Origin of the sequence: Paenibacillus sp. FSL H8-0048, from assembly GCF_038002825.1 — a bacterium.
GTDB lineage: Bacteria > Bacillota > Bacilli > Paenibacillales > Paenibacillaceae > Paenibacillus_AQ.
The window spans coordinates 4,358,428-4,378,223 of record NZ_JBBODF010000001.1 but is presented as its reverse complement, the minus strand read 5'-3'; the positions used below and the strand labels follow the sequence as shown (position 1 = coordinate 4,378,223).

Here is a 19,796-nt window from a genome sequence, read left to right as displayed (position 1 = left end):
GTCGGTCTGCTCTGTAGCTCCATTATAAGCAACGAGTAGGAATGATGTCTGTAATTTGGACATAGAGTGGAACTACAGGAGGCGTTGCATATGTTAATTCAGCTTAGTGTTGCTTTTGCGGCGGTCGCGTTTATCTGTCTGGCCGTGTTCTTGATTCTTACGCTGCGCAAGGGAATGACCACGCTTGGGGAGACCAACAAGACGCTGGGCGAGGTGAGGAATGCCATCCATGGATTGACGGGAGAGGCGACTCAGCTCATTCACACAGCGAATCAGGTCACCCGGGATGTGAAGGGGAAGATCAAGACCATCGATCCGATCTTTGAATCGGCGCACAATGTAGGGGAAGTCATTCAGACTGTGACCGAGACCTTCAAGAAGAACGCTACCGATATCGGCCAGAACCTGAGCCAAGAGCCTGAGAAGCCAGCGGTCAAAAGCAAAAGCGGCCAGATCCGCGTCAATACGAAGTTTCAGTAGCCGTTGTATCACCAATAGTAGCGACAATTCAAGGCACCCTGGGCGGGTGTCTTTTTGCATGCAGGTATCATTTCGCTGCAAAATAATCATTTTCTCATAATAGCGCATAATCGCAGGCGATATGAGCAAATGATTGTTTCAGCACTAATTCGGCTTCTGCTATGCTCGGGGTATCCGTGAGGCTCAGATTCTTATGTCCTTCAAGGATACAGATCAGCAGGTAAAGAGGGGGTGAAAAGAGAAGCAACATCAAAAATTGCAAGCGGTTACATGTAATTCTGCAACAAATAAATCCGGGGAGGCAAATGAATGAAAAGGTTAGTTGCGAAGGTAACCAGTATGGCTTTGTTGTTTTCTCTTATACTCACTCTGATATACGGCGGATGGGGAACCGGGGCAGTGTACGCTGCGGGGGTTACGCTGACAGGCAGCGGTGGCGGGAATGAAGCGGCGTATGCGGAGTGGTCGCCTGTCAGCAATGCGTCTGGTTATAATGTGTATGTCAAGGCTTCAGGTGCAGCAGACTCGCAGTATCAGCAGCTTCACAATGAATTAATCCGCAAATATGCTTCCTACTGGAGAGCGGACGCCGTAGGCCTTGCAGCGGGAAGCTATGTCATGAAGATTGAAGCGGTATTGTCAGGCGGAGGAACGGTTAATACAGTTACGGGTACACTGAATGTAACGCCGTATGACCGGTCCGGATTTGCTTTCTCCTCCAACTCTCCGTTTGGTACAGGCTCAGGTGCTTATAACAACAACGGAACGCTCAAGAGCGGCGCACAGGTGCTGTATATCACCTCGCAGAATGCCAAAACCGTAACGCTTCCCGTAGTGGTCAGCAGCTCGGGTACCGTGCAGACGGGAGTAGGTCTTGGCGGCATTCTTACTCTTCGGCAAAAAGGCTATGACACAACGCCGCTGGCCATCCGCTTTATCGGGAAAGTGAACGCAGCGGATCTCAGCGGACAGCTTAACAGCAGTGGTTACTTGGAGGTAAAGGGGAAAAGTAACTATACCCAAATGAACCTGACAATCGAAGGGATCGGCAAGGACGCCTATGCCTATGGCTGGGGGCTGCTGCTTAGATATACAGGGAATGTGGAGGTTCGGAATCTGGGCGTAATGCTGTTCCCGGATGACGGCATTTCCATGGATACAGGCAACGCGAATGTGTGGGTGCATAATAATGATATTTTCTACGGATCAGCGGGCAGTGATGCGGACCAGGTCAAAGGCGACGGTTCCACAGACCTCAAGAAAGGCTCCACGTATATCACCATTTCGTACAACCACTACTTCGATTCCGGCAAAGCAGCTCTGGTCGGACTTAGCGAATCGGCAGAGTTCTTCGTCACCTTCCACCACAACTGGTTCGATCATTCCGACTCGCGTCACCCGCGGATCAGAGTGGCCTCGGTCCATGTGTATAATAACTTCTATGACGGTGTATCAAAATACGGTGTGGGCGTGACGACCGGCGCTTCGGCCTTCGTGGAAAGTAATGTGTTCCGCAATGCCAAATACCCGATGCTTAGCTCCCTCCAGGGGACGGATGCACTGGGCGAAGGCACATTCTCCGGGGAGACTGGCGGGATGATTAAGGCCTTCAATAACAGTATTACGGGGGCGTCCAGTCTCATTTATGCCAACTCCAATACCGGAACAGCTCCGGCAAATGCAGCCTCTAACGATGCTTACCTGGCCTCATCGAGAAGTGAAGCCGTTCCCGGCTCATACAAAGCACTTGTTGGCGGAACAGCTTATAACAACTTTGATACGCTGGTCGATACAGGTGTCAGCGCAGCAGCTGTTGATAACGTAAGCGTAGTAGGGCAGAAAGTTACAGCGGGAGCAGGACGCCAAGGGGGCGGCGACTTCAGCTGGACCTTCAATAATGCCGTGGACGACACCTCCTATGCCCTCAACGCGCCGTTAATGTCTGCCATCCGCAGTTACACCTCAGGGCTGGTGTTTGTGGGAGGCAATGCTAACCCGGGAGGCCCAACGCCGACTCCAGCGGCGACGCCTGTGCCAACGGTAACACCGGTGCCAACGGCAACACCAGTGCCAACAGCGACGCCGGTACCGACGGCAACACCGGTGCCGACTGTAACTCCAGTGCCAACAACTACTCCTGCCCCGGGAGCTGCGGTTCACAATTTTACAGCGTCAGGAACTTCGAGCAGCTTCTTCACCATTCAAGGCAACCTCTCCACCAGCAAAGGAACGGTAGTCTATAACGGCCTGACCTTAACACAATGCCTGAAGATCGAGAGCGCCACCAGCATCCAATTCACCTCAGCCAAGGCGTCCACACTGACGCTGGTGTTTGGCTCCGAGGGAACCAAGATTAAGGTGGATGGGACAAGCTATCCCATAACGAACGGTGTGGCCACCGTCTCCCTTGCGGCGGGTGCGCATACGATTACAAAGGATAGTACGGCTAATTTGTATTATTTGGTGGTGGAGTAGGGGAGAAATCCTTCTCCGCTGGCAGTAACCTGGGCGGCCTGAATGGGCCGTCTCTTTCTTTCGGTTGAAGAGGCACTATTGTGCCTCTCACGAGTGAGTATTACTATGATCATAATTTGCTATAATGAAGGGTATAAGGGTAATACTCCATGTGAGGGGAGCGCTTGAGATGCTGAAGAATTTTTCGTTCCAGAGCTTTAAAAGCTTTGATTCATCTATTCTAGAAATTGAGAAATTAACATCGGTTATTGGCACTAATGCAGGCGGTAAAACCAATGCGATTGAAGGGATGAAGATACTCTCTGAAATCGCTTCAGGAAGAGACCTATCTATTATTCTGGATGGCTCTAAGAATGTGGACAGTGAGATCAGAGGTGGTAGTGTAGGCTGTCCCAGAATTGGTACAGATACATTTACTCTAGGATGTCTGGTGGATATTGATGCGGATTATGACTTGGAGTATTCCATAACCATCAAAGTGAGCAATCGTGTTTTTGTGCTTACTGAGCATTTGTTGAAGCTATCCTCTAGCGGCGCAAAGCCGATGACCATTTTTCAGACCAAAGACACACCTGACGATTATAGCGATATGAACGTTGAATATAATAATGGGCGCAAGGGGAGAAATCCCGAAGTGACCTGTATTCGTTCTGTCTCTGTTCTATCACAACTATCTTCGAAGATGCCTACGACTACAGAGAATAATAAGAAGAACGTGTCTTATATAAATCTGGTTCTGGAACGCCTGGGGAAGATACTCTTCTTAGATCCTTTGCCGGTTCGAATGAGAGATTATTCAAGGATGAGCGACCATGAGCTAAGACCTACGGCCGATAATATTTCTTCTGTTATATATGAATTGTGCAAGAATGAAGAGGTTAAGCAAGAGCTGCTGAACGCCCTAAAGGATCTGCCGGAGAATGAAATTTTGGATATTGGGTTCATAGAGACTTCCATTGGTGATGTGATGTTCTGCCTGAAGGAGAAGTATGGTGAACGCTCGGAATTCGTGGAGGCCAAGCGTCTCTCGGACGGTACTCTCAGATATGTGGCCATTCTATCCTCGCTGATTACTGAAGACCCTGATACTATGATTGTGATAGAAGAGGTGGATAATGGAATCCATCCCAGCCGAATTAAGAGCCTGATCCAAACGATATCCAGACTAACCAAAGAGAGACAGATAGATGTTATTATTACAACACATAATCCAACCTTGCTGAACGCTCTATCCAAAGAAGAATTGTTTGGGGTTGTTTTGTGTTACAGGGATCCTGAGGACGGCTCAAGTAAATTCTATTCCTTGCCGGACATGGAATCCTTACCGGTTCTATTGTCGAAAGGCAATCTGGGCGATCTGACAGTCAGGGACGAATTAGTGAAGGCGGTAAAGAATCCGGCTTTAGATTAAGACTTTGTTAATATCGCAAGTATTTCTGTTATACTTTTAACAAGGAATTAAGTTAACCAAACACCTTCTAAGTGCTATGCGTTAAAAGAAATTTTATATAGTTTATACATAATATGAGTGTACGGATATCTAGATTCTAGTTATAAAATTCCTATGTTCCAGTGTTATATTTAAAATGTTGGACCATACTAATAAAGAAAGGGGTGTACCTATGGCGAAGCATGTTGAGAGCATTAATATTCAATCTTTTCGTGGTATACGTAACTTATCTATTCAAAAATTCGGAGATATCAATGTGCTTATTGGTGATAACAATAGTGGGAAAACTAGCCTTCTCGAAGCTATTATGCTTTTAGTCGGGCCATCTGATTTTTCAAACTTCGCTTCAGTATCTCGTTTGCGAGAGCGATATAACTTTATGAGTAAAGGAAGCCTAGGTTTATATGATTCATTTCTCTATATGTTCGATAGAAGAAACGAAAACTTAAATATTAAGTTGGATGGGGAAGTAAATGAGCATCAAATTGCTATAGAAGTGATTGGTAATAAAGTTAAACAACTAGTAGATCCAAAAGAACTGAGACAATTCTTATCTCCATTAGCCCAAAAAAGACTAACGTTCGAACCTATAGATATTGAAGAAGTTGAAGGTTTTGAGGGGGAACTTAAATATTCGCATGGAGGAGAAACGAAAACTGAACCAATTTTAATGCATAAATACATTAAAAATATCCGTGTTAATAGAACAGAGTATTCCCTTCCTTCAAGATTTATTTCTACAATTGAACACATTGTTAATAACACATCTCGCTCTCTTTTCAAAAGCTCCTCAATTAAGCGTGATGTTGTTCGGGCTTTAAATATTTTTGACAATAATATAATAGATATCGGTATCATTCAGGAAGAGGATCAACGATTTATTCAAGCGCTAGAACACCGTAGCTTAGGGATGTTGCCTCTTTCTACTTTTGGTGATGGAATGAAAAGAATGGTCTCTCTAGCACAAGGAGTTGTCTCTGCAAAGAACGGTGTTCTATTAATTGATGAGATTGAGACATCTATTCACAAAAAAGCAATGAGAGAAGTGTTTAATTGGTTAGTAGAAGCTTGTATTAAATTTGATGTGCAATTGTTTATTACAACACACAGCCTTGAAGCAGTTGATGAAATTCTCAATAGCGATGAGAACTTTCAAGAACAAATACAAACCCATATAATAACATTGGTTAAAAAGGACGAACAGTCTGTTGCACGTGTCCTTGATTCAAATAAAGCTCGGCAAGTTCGTGATGATTACGATATGGAGTTGAGATTATGAAGAGCGTAATCATTTGTGAAGGCAATACAGACTTGGTACTTCTTCAATACTTCCTTGAGAAAACTTATAATTGGGAGTATGTCAACATCAAACATTATACAGATAAAATGAACAGGATAACTGAACCCAATAACCAGAAATGGTTTAGTCATTCATCGGGAAACTCTCTTTGCCTAATTTCTGCTGGGGGCTGTAGTAAAATTCCAGCAATATTAAACAAATGCCTAGACTATAACTCTTTAGGCCCTCTCTTTCCTTACGACAGCATTGCAGTTGTTTGTGATCGTGATGAAGTAGAAACTGAAGCCGTATTTCTTACAAGCCTATTATCTGAATTCAATCGTTATCATGTTCAGTTTGATGGTGAATTTGTTCACAATAATTGGAATAGATCTTCATACACTAATGCTCTTCAAAGCCAGCAAAGCTTGAACTGTCTCCCGCTTATAATACCTTTTGAGGATACTGGAGCAATTGAATCTTTCCTTCTAAATGCGCTTAGTCAGGCTTCAGAGCAATCGGATCCTGAAATGGTGGACAAACGTGTCATCGAGCAATGTATTGATTTTATTGATAATATTGACTGTTGTGGAAAATATCTAACACGTCGTCGAGATAAAACTAAGGCTAAATTTGACTCAGTTTTTGTTGTGATGACCCCGGCGGAGGCATTTTCGAATAGACGGAATTTATTAAGATCAGTTCCGTGGGAAGAATTCGAAACAATTCAAATCGGATTTAAACATTTCAGCCATTTTTCACACTAAAACTCCAGATATATCATTATGATGATTAAAGAGGCGGCTAAGAAATTAACCTTTTCTAACTGTCTTCATTTTTTTATGATAGCAGACTCGTTTGTGATATTTTTCACCATAACAATCAAACGAGAAATCAGTCAAATCGATAATCTCCTCAATGTTTAAAGGTGTCAACGATTCTAACGATATGACTGAAGCTAATGCGTCACTCTTAGATCGCTTAATGCTGCATTACGGACCCAAGAGATTCTGCATAACTTACTTCAAGAAATTTTATGCTTTACGTTTATACGTACCATATACACTCTGTAAATATGCTACGCTGACTTAAATCCTAAAGTTAAATGTAGCTTATGAAGGAGGCCCCAATGCCCAACATTCTAGAATCGCTATATCATGGCAGTTTATTCCCGAATGAGGATATTGTCTCCAAAGACCCTGATTACCGCCCGCTCAACAGGCAGATTACCGAATCTCTTGAAGCTTGGAGACTGAGGCTGTCACCGGATGAGTTCACGGAGCTGGAGGCATTATTGGATCTGTATTCACAGGTGCAGGGGATGGATATGGCGGCTGCATTTGTATCTGGATTCAAGACCGGGACGACGATGATGATCGAGGTTTTAGTCGAGGGGTAGTTTTTCTTTGGACACCGTGGAAGGTGTCTTTTTTTGTTTTGTCCAATTTTTTTAATTCCAGTGAAGGAATATCGTTACAATCTAAAGAATTTCATACATATCAAACTCAAATACTCCATTATGAGGAAGTGCCATGGACGAAAATAAGTTTTTAATACTAGTCAGAAAAAAGGACCGCACTGCAGATATCGCTTCATTTACACAATGCGGTACCAATATTCAAGTTACGTTCCGCAATTATCCAACTTCCTATAACTTTCTTGCAAGTGATGTAATAATCCTCAGCAATCCTGCTGCTATCGCAATTACTAAAGAGCAGGTGATATTTAATCAGGAGCATCCTCTGAATAATGTGATGAAAGTGCTGGATTTTGGGCCTAGAATCTGTGTCTTTTTTAATAATGGAACCAAACGGGTGTATGAATCTCAGAACGTCACGATTGAGAACAGCGGCATTAGGACCTCTGATGCACTACAAGTCATGGAGTATTGGACTTCCATCTCACTTCATCTCAGAAGCTCAGAAGAGCAGTCGGAAACGAAGGACTTTCTGAAAAAGCAGTTTGCCAAACTCAGCTTTGTGCGCCCAGAGAGTGTTTTGAGTCATTATGTTAATGGCTCTCCGGTGAGTATAGATGCTTCTTCTGAAATACAGCCGATCTTTCCTTTTCGTTACAACCTAAGTCAAAAAACAGCATTAGACCAAGCCCTGCGCAGTAAAATTAGTATCATTGAAGGGCCTCCGGGTACAGGTAAAACTCAGACGATTCTCAATATATTAGCTAATTTGGCGGTCATGCAGCAGAAGAAAGTGGCTGTGGTCTCGGGGAATAATGCAGCAGTTCAGAATGTACGCGATAAGCTGGAGGCGGAGGGATATTCATTTTTGACAGCATCGCTGGGGAATACAAAGAACAAAAAACGTTTCTTTGCTAACCTGCCTATTGCGGAGGTTGCGGGCTGGGACAGTGAGATGCCGGAAATAGAGCTTCTCTCTAAAGTACAAGAGCTGGATGGCCGTATCACTAATTTAATGAAGCTGGATGTAGAGAAGGCAAGGTTGAAGCAACAGTTATCTGCGTATGTACTGGAGCAAAAGCATTTTGAGAATTATTATGCTGATCAGGAGATTGAATCTCTCAAGAGGCTGTCATTCTACCGAGAGACCCCGGAGCGGATGCTTGAATTCATGAAGGATAGCCATCTTGCGGTGAGAAAAGATAAAGATACTGGCTTACTGTACAAGTTCAAGCTGTTTTTTAAGCATGGGTTCACTGACTTTAAATACTTGAGAGAACAGGGTGCAGATGTAATTCTGAATGTTCAACGGAAGTTCTATGCCCTGCGTATTGAAGAACTGTCTAGCCGTATTGAACAGATTGAACAAGAGCTTGAGTCCGCGTTCTATTTACCCTTGTTGGATGAACATCAGCAGTGCTCTGAAGAGCTTTTTCGTCATAAACTGCATAAGAGATATTTTAATCTTCCAAGTGTTAAATGTAGTGTGAAAGATTATCGGCAGAGTAAGAATTTTAAAACATTTATCAACTATTATCCAATTGTATTGAGCACAACCCATTCTTTACGTAACTGTATTCCAGAGAATGATTTATTTGACTATGTCATCATTGACGAAGCATCCCAAGTGGACTTGATCACAGGTGCACTTGCTCTATCCTGTTGTAAGCGAGCAATCATAGTTGGTGATACGAAACAATTGCCACAAATTGTGACTATGGAGATCCAGCAACTGGTTGGAAATGCAGATTCCGCTGGCATTGACGAAGCTTTTAATTATTTTGAACATAATCTATTGTCATCTATGCTTGCTTTATACGGTGACAATATTCCTAAAGTGATGCTTAAAGAGCACTACCGCTGTCATCCCCAGATCATTCAGTTCTGCAATCAGAAGTATTATAACGGTGATCTCATCACTTATACGGCTCAAGAAGAGGCGGATCTGCCACTGCTAATTTACAAGACTTCCCCAGGCAATCACTTGCGGGAAGTTACTAGGGGGGAAGGTAAGGGGAAGTTCAACCAGCGGGAACTGGACGTCATTGAAAAAGAGATTCTTGTGGGTTTGGAGGAAGTGGCAGTCGGGCACACAGATATTGGTTTCGTCACACCATACCGGAAACAGGTAGAGAAGGCAGCCGGGCAGTTCACTGATGATATAGAGAGCGACACCATACATAAATATCAAGGCCGTGAAAAACCTATTATGATTATGTCAACCGTGCTGGATCAGACGCGTTCCGGCAAAACTGGTATGAAATTTGTGAATAATCCTTGCATGATTAATGTAGCTGTCTCCCGTGCGCAAAATAAGTTCATTCTGGTAACCGATCATGCCCTGTTTCGGAAATATGGTAACGAAATTGGCGACCTCACACGTTATATGGAATATAGCACATTAGATGAGAATGTGGTGGAGAGCGAACTTGTTTCTATATTTGATCTAATGTATAAGGAATACTCCATTAAGCTTCATGCATTCAGAGAACGAGCGAAGTATTTCAATAAATCCCGGTTCCAATCAGAAAATTTAATGGAGGCATTGCTTACGGAATTGTTGCAAGAACCGGCTTATAGCGGATTTACACTTGGAAATCAGATTCCTCTTAAGAATTTGCTTAGAAGTGTAGATAAATTGACAGATCAGGAGCGGCAATATATCAAAAACTGCGCTTCTGTTGATTTTGTCATTTATCATAAACTGGACATGACAGCGGCACTAGCCATTGAAGTAGACGGATTTGAATTTCATGAAAATAAGCCTGAACAATTAGAAAAGGACAAAATGAAAAATAATATTTTCAAAACCTATGGATTGAAGCTGAAAAGATTTGCAACCAATGAAAGCTTGGAGGAGCAGAAGATCCGGAAGCTGTTGGATGATATTATTCAAGCAAGCTGAAAGTATGGCTCACCGGGTTCTTCAATTTCCCACTGCCTTTATCCCTCCCCATACCGCCCCACCGCCATCTCCGCCGACTTCAGCATGCGCTGCTTCAGTTGCTCGCCCTGGGTGATCTTCACGCGCAGGCCCAGGAAGCGGATGCGGGAGAGCAGGAACTCGCTATCGTCCCTCATGTAGTGGACGGTGATGTGGTAGATCCCCGTAGCTTCATCAAAGGCTACTGACTTATCGAAGCAGGAGAAGGTGGACAAGATCCGCGACAGCTCGGCATTGTAGACAGGAATGACCTGAATGCAGGCCGATTCTCTCAGACCGTCCAGGAGACGGGCGATCCGGGCCTTGAGGCCATCTATCCGGTGGGCGGGGATGGGAGCAGGTTCGGCAGACAAGATGTTCCGCAGCTTGGTGGACATGAGTGAGCGCTGCCGGGTGCTGTACCACTGCAGATACCATTCCCGCTTATACATATTGTACTCCAGCTTGTGGGGGAAGCCGGACAGATCGGTCCGTTCGCCGCCATGCTTGATCGCATACGTGATCTGAATTCCCTGATTCTCCATGATGATGCGGCGCAGGGGGCGGAGCAGCGGATGATAGACCTGGCGCTCCTTGCTGCGGGCCTTCTCGATGATAATCTCTCCTACTTCAATAGATGCTTCAGGCTCCAGCAGGGAATTCAGTTTACGTAAGGTTTCCATTGAAAAAGCTTCAGCCGCCGCCGGATGCCCCAGCATCGTCTTCAGCCAGGATCGCTCCTGCGAGGTCAGTGCCAGGGAGCCTGCTTCCTCCAGGCGGGAGATGATCTGGAAGTTGAATATTTTCTCAAAGGGATTCATAGTAGCTCTTAATCTCCTTCCATTCCTCCATGAACTGCTTGCGCAGCCAGCGGGGCTCCAGAATCTCGCAGCTGGAGCCGAAGCTCCGCAGCCAAGGCTTAATCTCAAAAATCTCATTCACCGTAATCTCGTACAGGAAGGTCGTATCGGATTCCTCTGTAATCACGCCCCACTGCCCCTGCGCCTCGACCCGCTCGCGGATGAAGTTGGCGCCGGACCGGCTAGGGTTATAGAACCGGACGGCCACCTTAACTGTACGGTTGGTATCCGTCACCCAGCTATACTCCAGCTGAGCCTTCAATTGCTGAAGTCTCTGCGTGAATTCCTCTTCTTCTACAGGCTCGCCCTCTTCAACCTGGGTCAGGCCGTCCATCCGCAGCTTCTTGATCCCCGTCCGGCTGTGATAGCCGATCAGATACCAGCGTCCATACTGATGATCGTAGACGACACGCAGCGGAAGCAGGCTGTCGCTGACACCCGCCGATTCCCGCGCGAAGAGGGGGTTGGTGTTCTGGGAGGTGTAGTTCATCCCTTTTTTGGGTGACAGATAGAGGAATTTGATCCTGCGGCGCTGCTGAACTGCCCCGAAGATCGTATAGAGATGCGCCTCATCCAGAATCCGTGAATGGTAATGGTATTTGTACCGATGGGTCTCTGTCGTCTCGGGATTCATACCCCGTATCCGTAGAGCCTTCTTCAGGTTGTCACGCAGCAGGTAACCCTGAACAGACGGAATCTGCGTATTGGCTATGACATCTACATAATCGAACAGATCGAGCAGTTCGTCATCCGTCAGCTGGTCCAGCAGATCATTGGCGGCCTTATACCGGTAGGGACGCTTGTCATTTACCCTTACAATCACGCCGACCTCCTCCAGGTATTTCAGGTCCCCCCGGATCGTCTTCTCGTCCGGCAGCGGCGAGTCGGCAGGCATCTGGTCACAGCAGCCGTCATGCAGCTCCTTGGCCGTCAGCTCTTCGCTCTGAAGTGCAGTTAACAGCAGGGTTAGCCGGATGCTCTCTGTCTCCTTCAGCGATTTCGCCCGGAACAGGAACAGGAGCAGCGGATCGGCAGATTCATAGTAATTATAGCGGAGCCAATCGGATAGCTCGGTGCCTTGTTCTGCGGTCAGATCCTGCTGCAGGACGGTCACCATCTCTTTGAGATTGCGCAGCGTCTTGTCATAGGTATGAACGGAAATGCCAAGCCGCTCGGCGAATTGCTGCCTGCTGTAGGCTCCCCCGGCCAGTGACAGCATACGGAGAAACTGTATTTCTTTATCGAAGCTTTCCTTGGCCATATGTATACCTCCAGCCTGTAACGCATTCATGAGTTGTAATAGTTAATACCTCTATTAAGCACCAGAGTTGCTTGAAATGGAAGATTTTTGTCCGCCGCCATACTTACACCCTGTTCACCCTTGGCAAAATGAGGGAAAATAGAGCCGGCAAAGCCGACTTGGAACGGAGGGACACCATGAACTCTATAAATACGCTCATCCATGAGCAATTGAAGCAGATTGAACAAGAGGAGCAAGTGACGATCCTCTATGCCTGTGAGTCCGGCAGCCGGGCGTGGGGCTTTCCCTCGCAGGACAGCGATTACGATGTGCGGTTCATCTACCTGCATAAGCCGGAGTGGTACTTATCAGTCTGGGATGCACGGGATGTCATAGAGCGTCCGATTAACAATATGTTAGATTTAAGCGGCTGGGATCTGCGCAAAGCGCTGAAGCTGTTCCATAAATCCAACCCGCCACTGCTGGAGTGGCTGCAATCCCCCATTCAGTATGCTGAGAAGTTCAGTGTGGCGGAGCAGCTTAGGGGGATCTCACCGTACACTTTTTCGCCGAAATCCTGTATGTACCATTACTTGAACATGGCCAAAGGCAACTACCGGGATTATCTGCAAGGGGAGCAGGTCAAGATCAAAAAGTATTTCTACGTGCTGCGCCCGGTGCTGGCCTGTGAATGGATTCACCGCAACGGGGAGATGCCGCCGATGGCATTCGAGGTGCTGGTGGACCGGCTGATTCCAAGGGATAGTGAGCTGTGGCAGGTTGTGCAGCATTTGCTGGCCCGGAAGAAGTCGGGAGAAGAGCTGGACCTGGAGCCGCAGCTGAGTGCGATTAACGAGTATCTTGAGGAGCAGCTGCAAGCGCTGGAGAAGACAGCAGCGGCATACATGAGTGCTAGGACTGACAATCGGGACCGGCAGCTTGATGCCCTGTTCCGGGATGCGTTGCAGGAAGTGTGGGGGCTAAAATTGAACTTGGAAATCTAAGTTAAGGGAAAAGTGGCGGAGGGTAATTTTGGAACTGGGGGAGCGTTAGCGGCCGGAAGTCCAAAACTTCTCTGGAGTCACGGTTAATCCCAGAACATAAAAAGCTAGGAGGAATGCAATCATGGCTATTGTACAACTGAGATCAACGAACCCGCAGCTGAGCTTCATCATCCGCAAGAATCCGCAGAGCGGCATGCAGCTGCGCCCGGTCCGCCAGGGTATCGCCTACGGCTGGTACTCGGATGAGACTACTTATAATGTGTATTTCAAGGACGCTGACAATGAGGTCTCCTATAAAAAGAATGACGGCGAGAGCTTCGAGTACCTGAATGTCTCCCGCTATAACACCCCGCTGTTCCCGCTGAATGCGGTGAATGAGTTCTTCTCAACCCCTTTCAAGGCACAGGCTGAGCGGGATGCGGAAGGGTTTGAGCACTCTTTTACCATCCAGATGATTCATGTCGAGCGCCTGCATTACATCCGGTTCTTCGAGCAGCACCTGAAGGACTACACGTTCAAGCTGGAGCATCAGGCGCATAAGAGCTATTCTCTAACCATTACTACGCATAAAAGCCTATACCACCTCCTGCATGTGGTCAGTGTGCTGTCGTTGTTCTTATCGATCTTCGGGGATGAGTATATCGATATCTCGGACCGGATTCTGGAGAAATATATCCCCAGCCTGAACGTAATGGATGCCCCATTCTATATCCGCAGCCTGTTCGCCCGGAATCTTCTGAAGACCCGGGAGCAGTTCAAGCGGTACAAGGCGGCGGTCGAGCAGACGGATCTGTACCCGATCGGTCTGGAATATGGCAGTACGGCGATGCAGCGGCGGACGTTCATCTCGGGTGTGCTTCCGTTTGATAAGCCTATTCTGGATATCGGCTGCGGCGAAGGCTTCTACGCCATTCCGTATGCCGGGAAGATCGAGGGCGCTTATTATGCGGTGGATATCAACGAGGAGCTGCTGGAGGTCGTGAACCGCAAGGCAAAGGCCAAGGAGCTGGATAACATCGTCACCTTCCGCTCGCTGGAGCATTTCCTGGAGCTCTACAACGGAGAGCAGGTGGATGTCATTCTGACCGAGGTGGTGGAGCATATGAGCGAGACAGAAGCGGCTGCGCTGATCCGGCAGATCATCCGCCATGTGGATTTCGGACAGCTGATTGTGACTACGCCGAATGCGGATTTCAATCCTTATTATGAGCTGGAAGGCTTCCGGCATGAGGATCACAAGTGGGAAAAAGGCCAGGCGGCATTCCAGGAGTGGCTGACGGCCACCCTGCAAGGGCTGGGCGTGGAAGCCGAGTTCTCGCTCGTGGGTGACCGGGTAGGCGACATTCGTACTTCGCAGAGCGCGATTGTGCGCAGACAGGAGGGTTAGACCATGGACATTCAGACGAAGGTACACACGATATTCATGCTGGTGGGAGCGACGGAGTGCGGGAAGTCTACTTTTGCCAAGGAAGTGCTGATCCCCCAGCTTAAGCTTGCGGACAGCGCTACAGGTCTGCGTACCAATGTGCAGTACCTCTCCTCAGACCTCATCCGTCAGGAGATCTTAGGCTATGATTACGATAAATACGACCAGGTCATGCTGGAGGCCAGCTCGCATACGTTCGCGCTGTTGTTCGAGCGGCTGAAGCGGGTGACCTCCTGGCCGATTAATGCGGAGTTTGTCATTCTGGATACGATAGGTCTCGCTGAGGATTACCGCAGCAAGGTGCGGGCGATTGCCCAGGAGAACCAGTATAATCTGGAGGTCATTCTGTTCGATTACCGTAAGCGGGAGGATTATTATGCCTCGGAGCGCTCGAAGAAGCTGATCTCAAATCACCTGAACCGGCTGCGCCGGGAGGTGCTGCCTGTGTTGTCCCGCGAGGGCTATCATAGTATTCATAAGGTGCGCGCGAAGGATTTTCTCTTGGAAGGTGTTGAAGGTACTGAAGATTTAGGGGAAAAGCGGCCGAACCCGGATTATCGGGTGCACATTCAGGATTGGGAGGCGTATGCTGCTGCGGTGCTTCCGCAGGATCAGGAGTACATTGTGATTGGGGACGTACACGAATGTGTTCAGGAGCTGCAAGGCCTGCTGCGCAGCTACGGCTACAAGATCGAGGAAGGGAAGCTAAGCGCTGCGGATAAGCTGAAGAATACACGAATCATCCTGGCGGGCGACTGGATCGATAAGGGCAAGCAGACCCGGGAGATCATAGAGTTCCTGTATAACAATCAGGAGCATTTCCTGTTCGTCATGGGCAACCATGAGAATTTCGTCTACAAGTACCTGCGCGGGGAGATCAAGGGGACTGAGCCGGAGCTGCTTAGGACCTATTTTGACTCTACTCAGGTGTTACGGGAAAATGAAGAGTTGTTCCGTCAGTTCTCCGTGCTGGTGGAGCGAGCGAAGCCCTTTTACCGCTATATCGGGAGTCGGGGGCCTTCCTTCTATGTGACGCATGCCCCTTGCCGCAATAAGTATATCGGGAAGCTGGATACGAATTCGCTGCGCCATCAGCGCAACTTCCGGCTGGACCGTGAGTCTGCGTACGAGCAGCAGCTTGACTTCCTGAAGGAGGAGGCGGAGGGGAATCATCCGTTCCATCTGTTCGGACATATTGCCGCCAAGCAGACGTTCCGCATCAAGAACAAATTACATCTGGATACGGGGGCGGTGCATGGGAACGGGCTGACTTCTGTCCTTATAACCTTCAAGCCGTTCTACAAAAGCCATAAATCCCGCCAGCAGCAGCAATTGCCGGAAGAATTGCCGGTTCTCTTCCGCGAAGTGAGCTCGGTCTCAGTGGAGGAGCTGGATGTGGAGTCCATGCGCAGACTGCATTATTCCTCGAAGAATAAGGTTAACTTCATCTCCGGGACGATGTCGCCTGCGGATAAGGATGAACTAGCAGGCGAGCTGGAGTCACTGCGCAAGGGTGTGGATTATTTTGCCGGACGCGGTGTATCTGAGGTGGTCCTTCAGCCCAAGTATATGGGATCGCGCTGCACGGTGTATCTGTCTCGTGAAATAGAGCATTGTTATGCGGTTAGCCGCAATGGCTATAAGGTCAAGGCTGTAGATCTGACGCTGGTCTATGAAGGGCTGCTGGAGCGGTTCGGAACGTATATGGCGGAGCAGGGTATCCGTGTGCTGGTACTGGACGGGGAGCTTCTGCCCTGGAAGGCGCTGGGAGAAGGGCTGATAGAACGCCAGTTCCAGCCGATAGGGCGGGCGCTGGAGAACGAGCTTGCGTTCCTGAGAGAGCATGGGTTCGAGGAATCGCTCGGTGAACTGATCCAGGCGTATGAAGCCAGCGGGTTCGAGCAAGACCAGCATCATCTGACCAAAGAAGCGCTCAACAAGAGCTACGGCGCGCACGTATACCAGACCTATAAGCATGTGCGCAGCATACGGGATGCCTATGTGGAGCTTGACCAGCGGGACGAGGCGTACCAGGTGTATAAGCAGCAGCTGGAGCTGTATGCGGGGGATGCGGAGCTGGATTATAAGCCTTTTGCCATTCTGAAGGAAGTGCTGGAGAGCGGGGAGGAACGGGTGCCTGAGGGGGTAACCTCGGAGCAGTACCGCTTCCTGAATGACGACGAAATCCTGGTGCTGGACCTGCAGGAGCCGGAGGCTTACAGCCGGGCCGAGGAATATTTCGCTACCATAACAGTTGAACGGCAGATGGAGGGGATCGTGATCAAGCCGGAGCAGGAGCAGCCGGGAGTAGTCCCTTATCTGAAGGTCCGCAATCCCGGGTACCTGTCGATCATCTACGGCTACGATTACCGGTTCCCGCACAAATATGCCAAGCTGATGAAGCAGAAGAATATCGCACCTAAGCTGCGCACTTCCCTGGCTGAGCACCGGCTGGGTAAGCAGATGCTGGAGATTAAGCTGGAGGATATTTCGGCGGACAACAGCACCTACAAGCAGATTGCCGCGAACCTGTTGTTCGAGGTGACGAAGGAGAAGGAGATCGATCCGAGGCTCTAGCAGATACTAGAGGAGTCGGTCAAGGCTTTTGAAGCAGCATATGCAAAAGAAGGAGAGCGTCCCGCGGGGCTGCTCTCCTTCTTCGTATATATGCTATGCCGTTCCTTGGACCGGCTTGAAGTTAACCCATCACAACCAGCACTTCGTTCTCTGCCGCCATCCGGGACACCGGAATCAGGTTGCCCCCGATCTCTTCGCCGTTGATGACGATGCGGGAGACGCCTTTCTGGACGCCGTTCTTGTTCTCGACCTGGATGTTCAGCTTCTTCCCGCGGAATTCGCGCACCATGGAGAAGTCGGTCCAGTCCGAAGGGACGCACGGGTCCAGACGGAGGCCGTCCTTCTGCGGCTGAACGCCCATAATGCCCTCGGCCAGCGAGACCATGACAGTGGAGGCCGTGCCGGTCAGCCAATGCACATGGGCCCGGCCCTGATAAGGGCTATCCTTGGACTCCACGAATTGGCCATGGACATAAGGCTCCAGCTTACGGACCTCCGCATGGTCGTTCATCGTGGCCGGACTGCAGTTCAGGAAGTACTCGAACGCGCGCTCACCGTTGCCGATCACCGTCTCCGCCAGGATGAGCCAGCCCTGCGGCTGGCTGAAGATGCCGCCGTTCTCCTTCGTAGAGGCATTGAACAGTGCCATCAGTGCAACCGGCAAGCCATATTTGCGGAATGGCGGGTAGAACAGCATCGTGCCGTAATCGGTCCGCAGATTGTCATAGACCTTGTCCATGGCAAGCTTGGCCTGTTCCGGGCGGGCTGCGCCGCTGAGCACCGACCAGCTCTGCGGATTGAGCCAGATTCGGCCCTCATCGTTCTCCCAGGAGCCGATGGTATAGTTGTCCTCGGTGAAGCCGCGGACGAATTGATCGTTCTCCCAGGCATACTTCTGGATATTGCCGTCCAGCTCCTCCAGCAGGCCTTGCGCCCACGCAGCATCCTCCGGCTTGTTCTTGTTCTCCGCAATGCCCATGAATACCTTGAAGCCCATGTATAACTGGAAGGCCACAAACAGCGATTCACCCTTGGCGCCAAGCCGCAGACAGTCATTCCAGTCGGCATGGAGGCCGACCGGCATCCCATGCGCACCCATCCGGTCCAGGCTGAATTGCAGCGCTTGCCGCAGATGCTCGTACACCGTTGCTTCGCCCTTATCGGAGTAAGGAATGACCTCATCGGTGAAGTCCCAGTTCCCGCTTTCATTTAAGTATTTGATCACTGTCGGGAACAGCCACAAGGCATCGTCGGCCCGGTAGTGGGGATGTCCGGTCTCCCGCACATATTCAGGATCGTCCGGTGTTCCCTCATGGCCCGGATTATGGTCGAATTTCACCAGCGGCAGCCCGCCGCCGTTAGATACCTGGGCAGAGATCATCAGCCGCAGGCGTTCGAGAGCCATCTCATGATCGAGATGGATAATGCCCTGAATATCCTGCACCGTATCCCGGTAGCCGAGCCCGTTGCGCAGGCCGGAGTACTGGAAGGAGGCGGCGCGCGACCAGATGAAGGTGATGAAGCATTGATATGCGTTCCAGGTGTTGATCATATGGTTCAGGTTGCTGCTTGGAGTCTGCACCTGGAAGCGGTTAAGCTTGCTATGCCAGAAGGTCTTCAGTTCTTCAAGCTCCCGGTCTACAACCGATAAGTCCTGGTAATGGCTAAGAATGCCGGAGGCCCCCTCTTCATCATATTGTCCCAGCAGGAAGGCAATTTCCTTCTCTTCTCCCGGCTGCAGCTCCACATTCATCTGCAGGGCGCCGCAGGCATTGGCATTGTAGTTCAGTGAGTTCGAGCATTGCCCGTTCTCCACGGAGAGCGGATTCCCGTAGCTGCGGTAATCTCCAAGGAATGTATCGCGGTCTCCGTCATAACCGGCCACCTCTGCTCCGGCCGCGCCGAAGAATCTCCAGGTCTGCTCTCCCGCGATATTTTCATTGATGACTTGAAGAATTTTATCGTGCTTGAAGTAGGTCCGGGAAATAAACAGCGTGTATTGCAGGTTTACGGTATCTTGCTCATAGTTGTTGTCATTGGTGAACTCGGCGAAGCCGAAGAGAGCCAGCTTACGCGGAGTGATGCCGTCATTGCGGATTTTCATGCGCCATACTTCATAGGTTTTGTTCAGCGGTACGTAGTATAAGGACTCGGTATGGATGTTGTCATAATCTGAGACGATGTTCGTGTATCCGGTTCCATGATGGCAGACGGACTTGTATTGCTCCAGATCCTTGCCTACCGGCTGCCAGGAGCCGGACCAATAATCGCCGTTCTCCAGATCTTTGACATAAATGTAGCGCCCAGGCTCGTCCTTGGAGTTGAAATGATAGCGGATATGCCGTCCGTTGGCCCCGGATTTCACGAAGCTGTAGCCTCCGGCATTGCCTGAGATAATCGCACCGTATTCCGGCGAGCCGAGATAGTTGGCCCAGGGAGCAGGCGTATTCGGCTTTGTAATCAGGTACTCTTTGTTCTTGTCGTCAAAATGACCGTATTGCATAACCATTCCTCCTCATGATAGATGACAGGCAGGGTTATGAACGCGCGTTCATAAATGACCGAAGAATCCCGCCCAATTCCATTATAAGACAGTTGGGGGCTGACAATATACCCTATATTTGAGAAAAAAACAAACAGTAGAGTCTTTTTATAGCAGTTTCCT

At 48.9% G+C, this 19,796-nt stretch carries 13 protein-coding genes; 10 read left to right on the top strand and 3 right to left on the bottom strand.

What is annotated here, in order from left to right:
• Window positions 1-90: 90 nt before the first annotated feature.
• From NSU18_RS18510 to NSU18_RS18480, 7 genes are all read left to right on the top strand, one after another.
• Window positions 91-480, top strand: a complete 390-nt coding sequence (locus NSU18_RS18510) for a DUF948 domain-containing protein (RefSeq protein WP_341149752.1) — start codon at window positions 91-93, stop codon at window positions 478-480.
• A gap of 309 nt (window positions 481-789) precedes the next feature.
• Window positions 790-2,955, top strand: coding sequence for a pectate lyase family protein (locus tag NSU18_RS18505; RefSeq protein WP_341149751.1), 2,166 nt, complete (start codon window positions 790-792; stop codon window positions 2,953-2,955).
• A gap of 169 nt (window positions 2,956-3,124) precedes the next feature.
• On the top strand, window positions 3,125-4,366 hold the full coding sequence (locus NSU18_RS18500) for an AAA family ATPase (RefSeq protein WP_341149750.1): 1,242 nt from the start codon (window positions 3,125-3,127) through the stop codon (window positions 4,364-4,366).
• 211 nt (window positions 4,367-4,577) lie between these two features.
• A complete protein-coding gene (locus NSU18_RS18495; protein WP_341015258.1) occupies window positions 4,578-5,684 on the top strand; it encodes an AAA family ATPase in 1,107 nt (368 codons plus the stop codon).
• Window positions 5,681-6,451: a hypothetical protein gene (locus NSU18_RS18490; RefSeq protein ID WP_341149749.1), complete on the top strand. Its 771-nt coding sequence runs from the start codon at window positions 5,681-5,683 to the stop codon at window positions 6,449-6,451. Before NSU18_RS18495 ends, NSU18_RS18490 begins: the two co-directional genes overlap by 4 nt.
• Window positions 6,452-6,813: 362 nt before the next feature.
• Complete coding sequence (locus NSU18_RS18485; RefSeq protein ID WP_341015256.1) at window positions 6,814-7,083, top strand: DUF6809 family protein; 270 nt, start codon at window positions 6,814-6,816, stop codon at window positions 7,081-7,083.
• Between the two features lie 133 nt (window positions 7,084-7,216).
• The gene (locus NSU18_RS18480; protein WP_341149748.1) at window positions 7,217-10,006 is read left to right on the top strand and encodes an AAA domain-containing protein; all 2,790 of its coding nucleotides are present in this window, start codon (window positions 7,217-7,219) and stop codon (window positions 10,004-10,006) included.
• A gap of 38 nt (window positions 10,007-10,044) precedes the next feature.
• Here the strand turns inward: NSU18_RS18480 and NSU18_RS18475 are convergent, their stop codons facing one another.
• Together NSU18_RS18475 and NSU18_RS18470 are read right to left on the bottom strand one after the other, a co-directional pair.
• On the bottom strand, window positions 10,045-10,845 hold the full coding sequence (locus NSU18_RS18475) for a WYL domain-containing protein (RefSeq protein WP_341149747.1): 801 nt from the start codon (window positions 10,843-10,845) through the stop codon (window positions 10,045-10,047).
• Entirely contained in the window at window positions 10,832-12,145 is a 1,314-nt protein-coding gene (locus NSU18_RS18470) for a helix-turn-helix transcriptional regulator (protein WP_341149746.1), read from the bottom strand. The genes NSU18_RS18475 and NSU18_RS18470 overlap by 14 nt, the downstream gene beginning before the upstream one ends.
• Window positions 12,146-12,321: 176 nt before the next feature.
• Here NSU18_RS18470 and NSU18_RS18465 point away from each other — a divergent pair, with 176 nt between their 5' ends.
• From NSU18_RS18465 to NSU18_RS18455, 3 genes are all read left to right on the top strand, one after another.
• On the top strand, window positions 12,322-13,128 hold the full coding sequence (locus NSU18_RS18465; protein ID WP_341149745.1) for a nucleotidyltransferase domain-containing protein: 807 nt from the start codon (window positions 12,322-12,324) through the stop codon (window positions 13,126-13,128).
• Window positions 13,129-13,249: 121 nt separating this feature from the next.
• Window positions 13,250-14,515 carry a class I SAM-dependent methyltransferase gene (locus tag NSU18_RS18460; protein WP_341015248.1) on the top strand — a complete coding sequence of 422 codons (1,266 nt, stop codon included), beginning with the start codon at window positions 13,250-13,252 and terminating at the stop codon, window positions 14,513-14,515.
• Between the two features lie 3 nt (window positions 14,516-14,518).
• Window positions 14,519-17,131: a metallophosphoesterase gene (locus NSU18_RS18455; protein WP_341149744.1), complete on the top strand. Its 2,613-nt coding sequence runs from the start codon at window positions 14,519-14,521 to the stop codon at window positions 17,129-17,131.
• 121 nt (window positions 17,132-17,252) lie between these two features.
• Here NSU18_RS18455 and NSU18_RS18450 read toward each other — a convergent pair whose 3' ends face one another.
• Window positions 17,253-19,634, bottom strand: a complete 2,382-nt coding sequence (locus NSU18_RS18450) for a GH36-type glycosyl hydrolase domain-containing protein (protein WP_341149743.1) — start codon at window positions 19,632-19,634, stop codon at window positions 17,253-17,255.
• Window positions 19,635-19,796 lie beyond the last annotated feature (162 nt).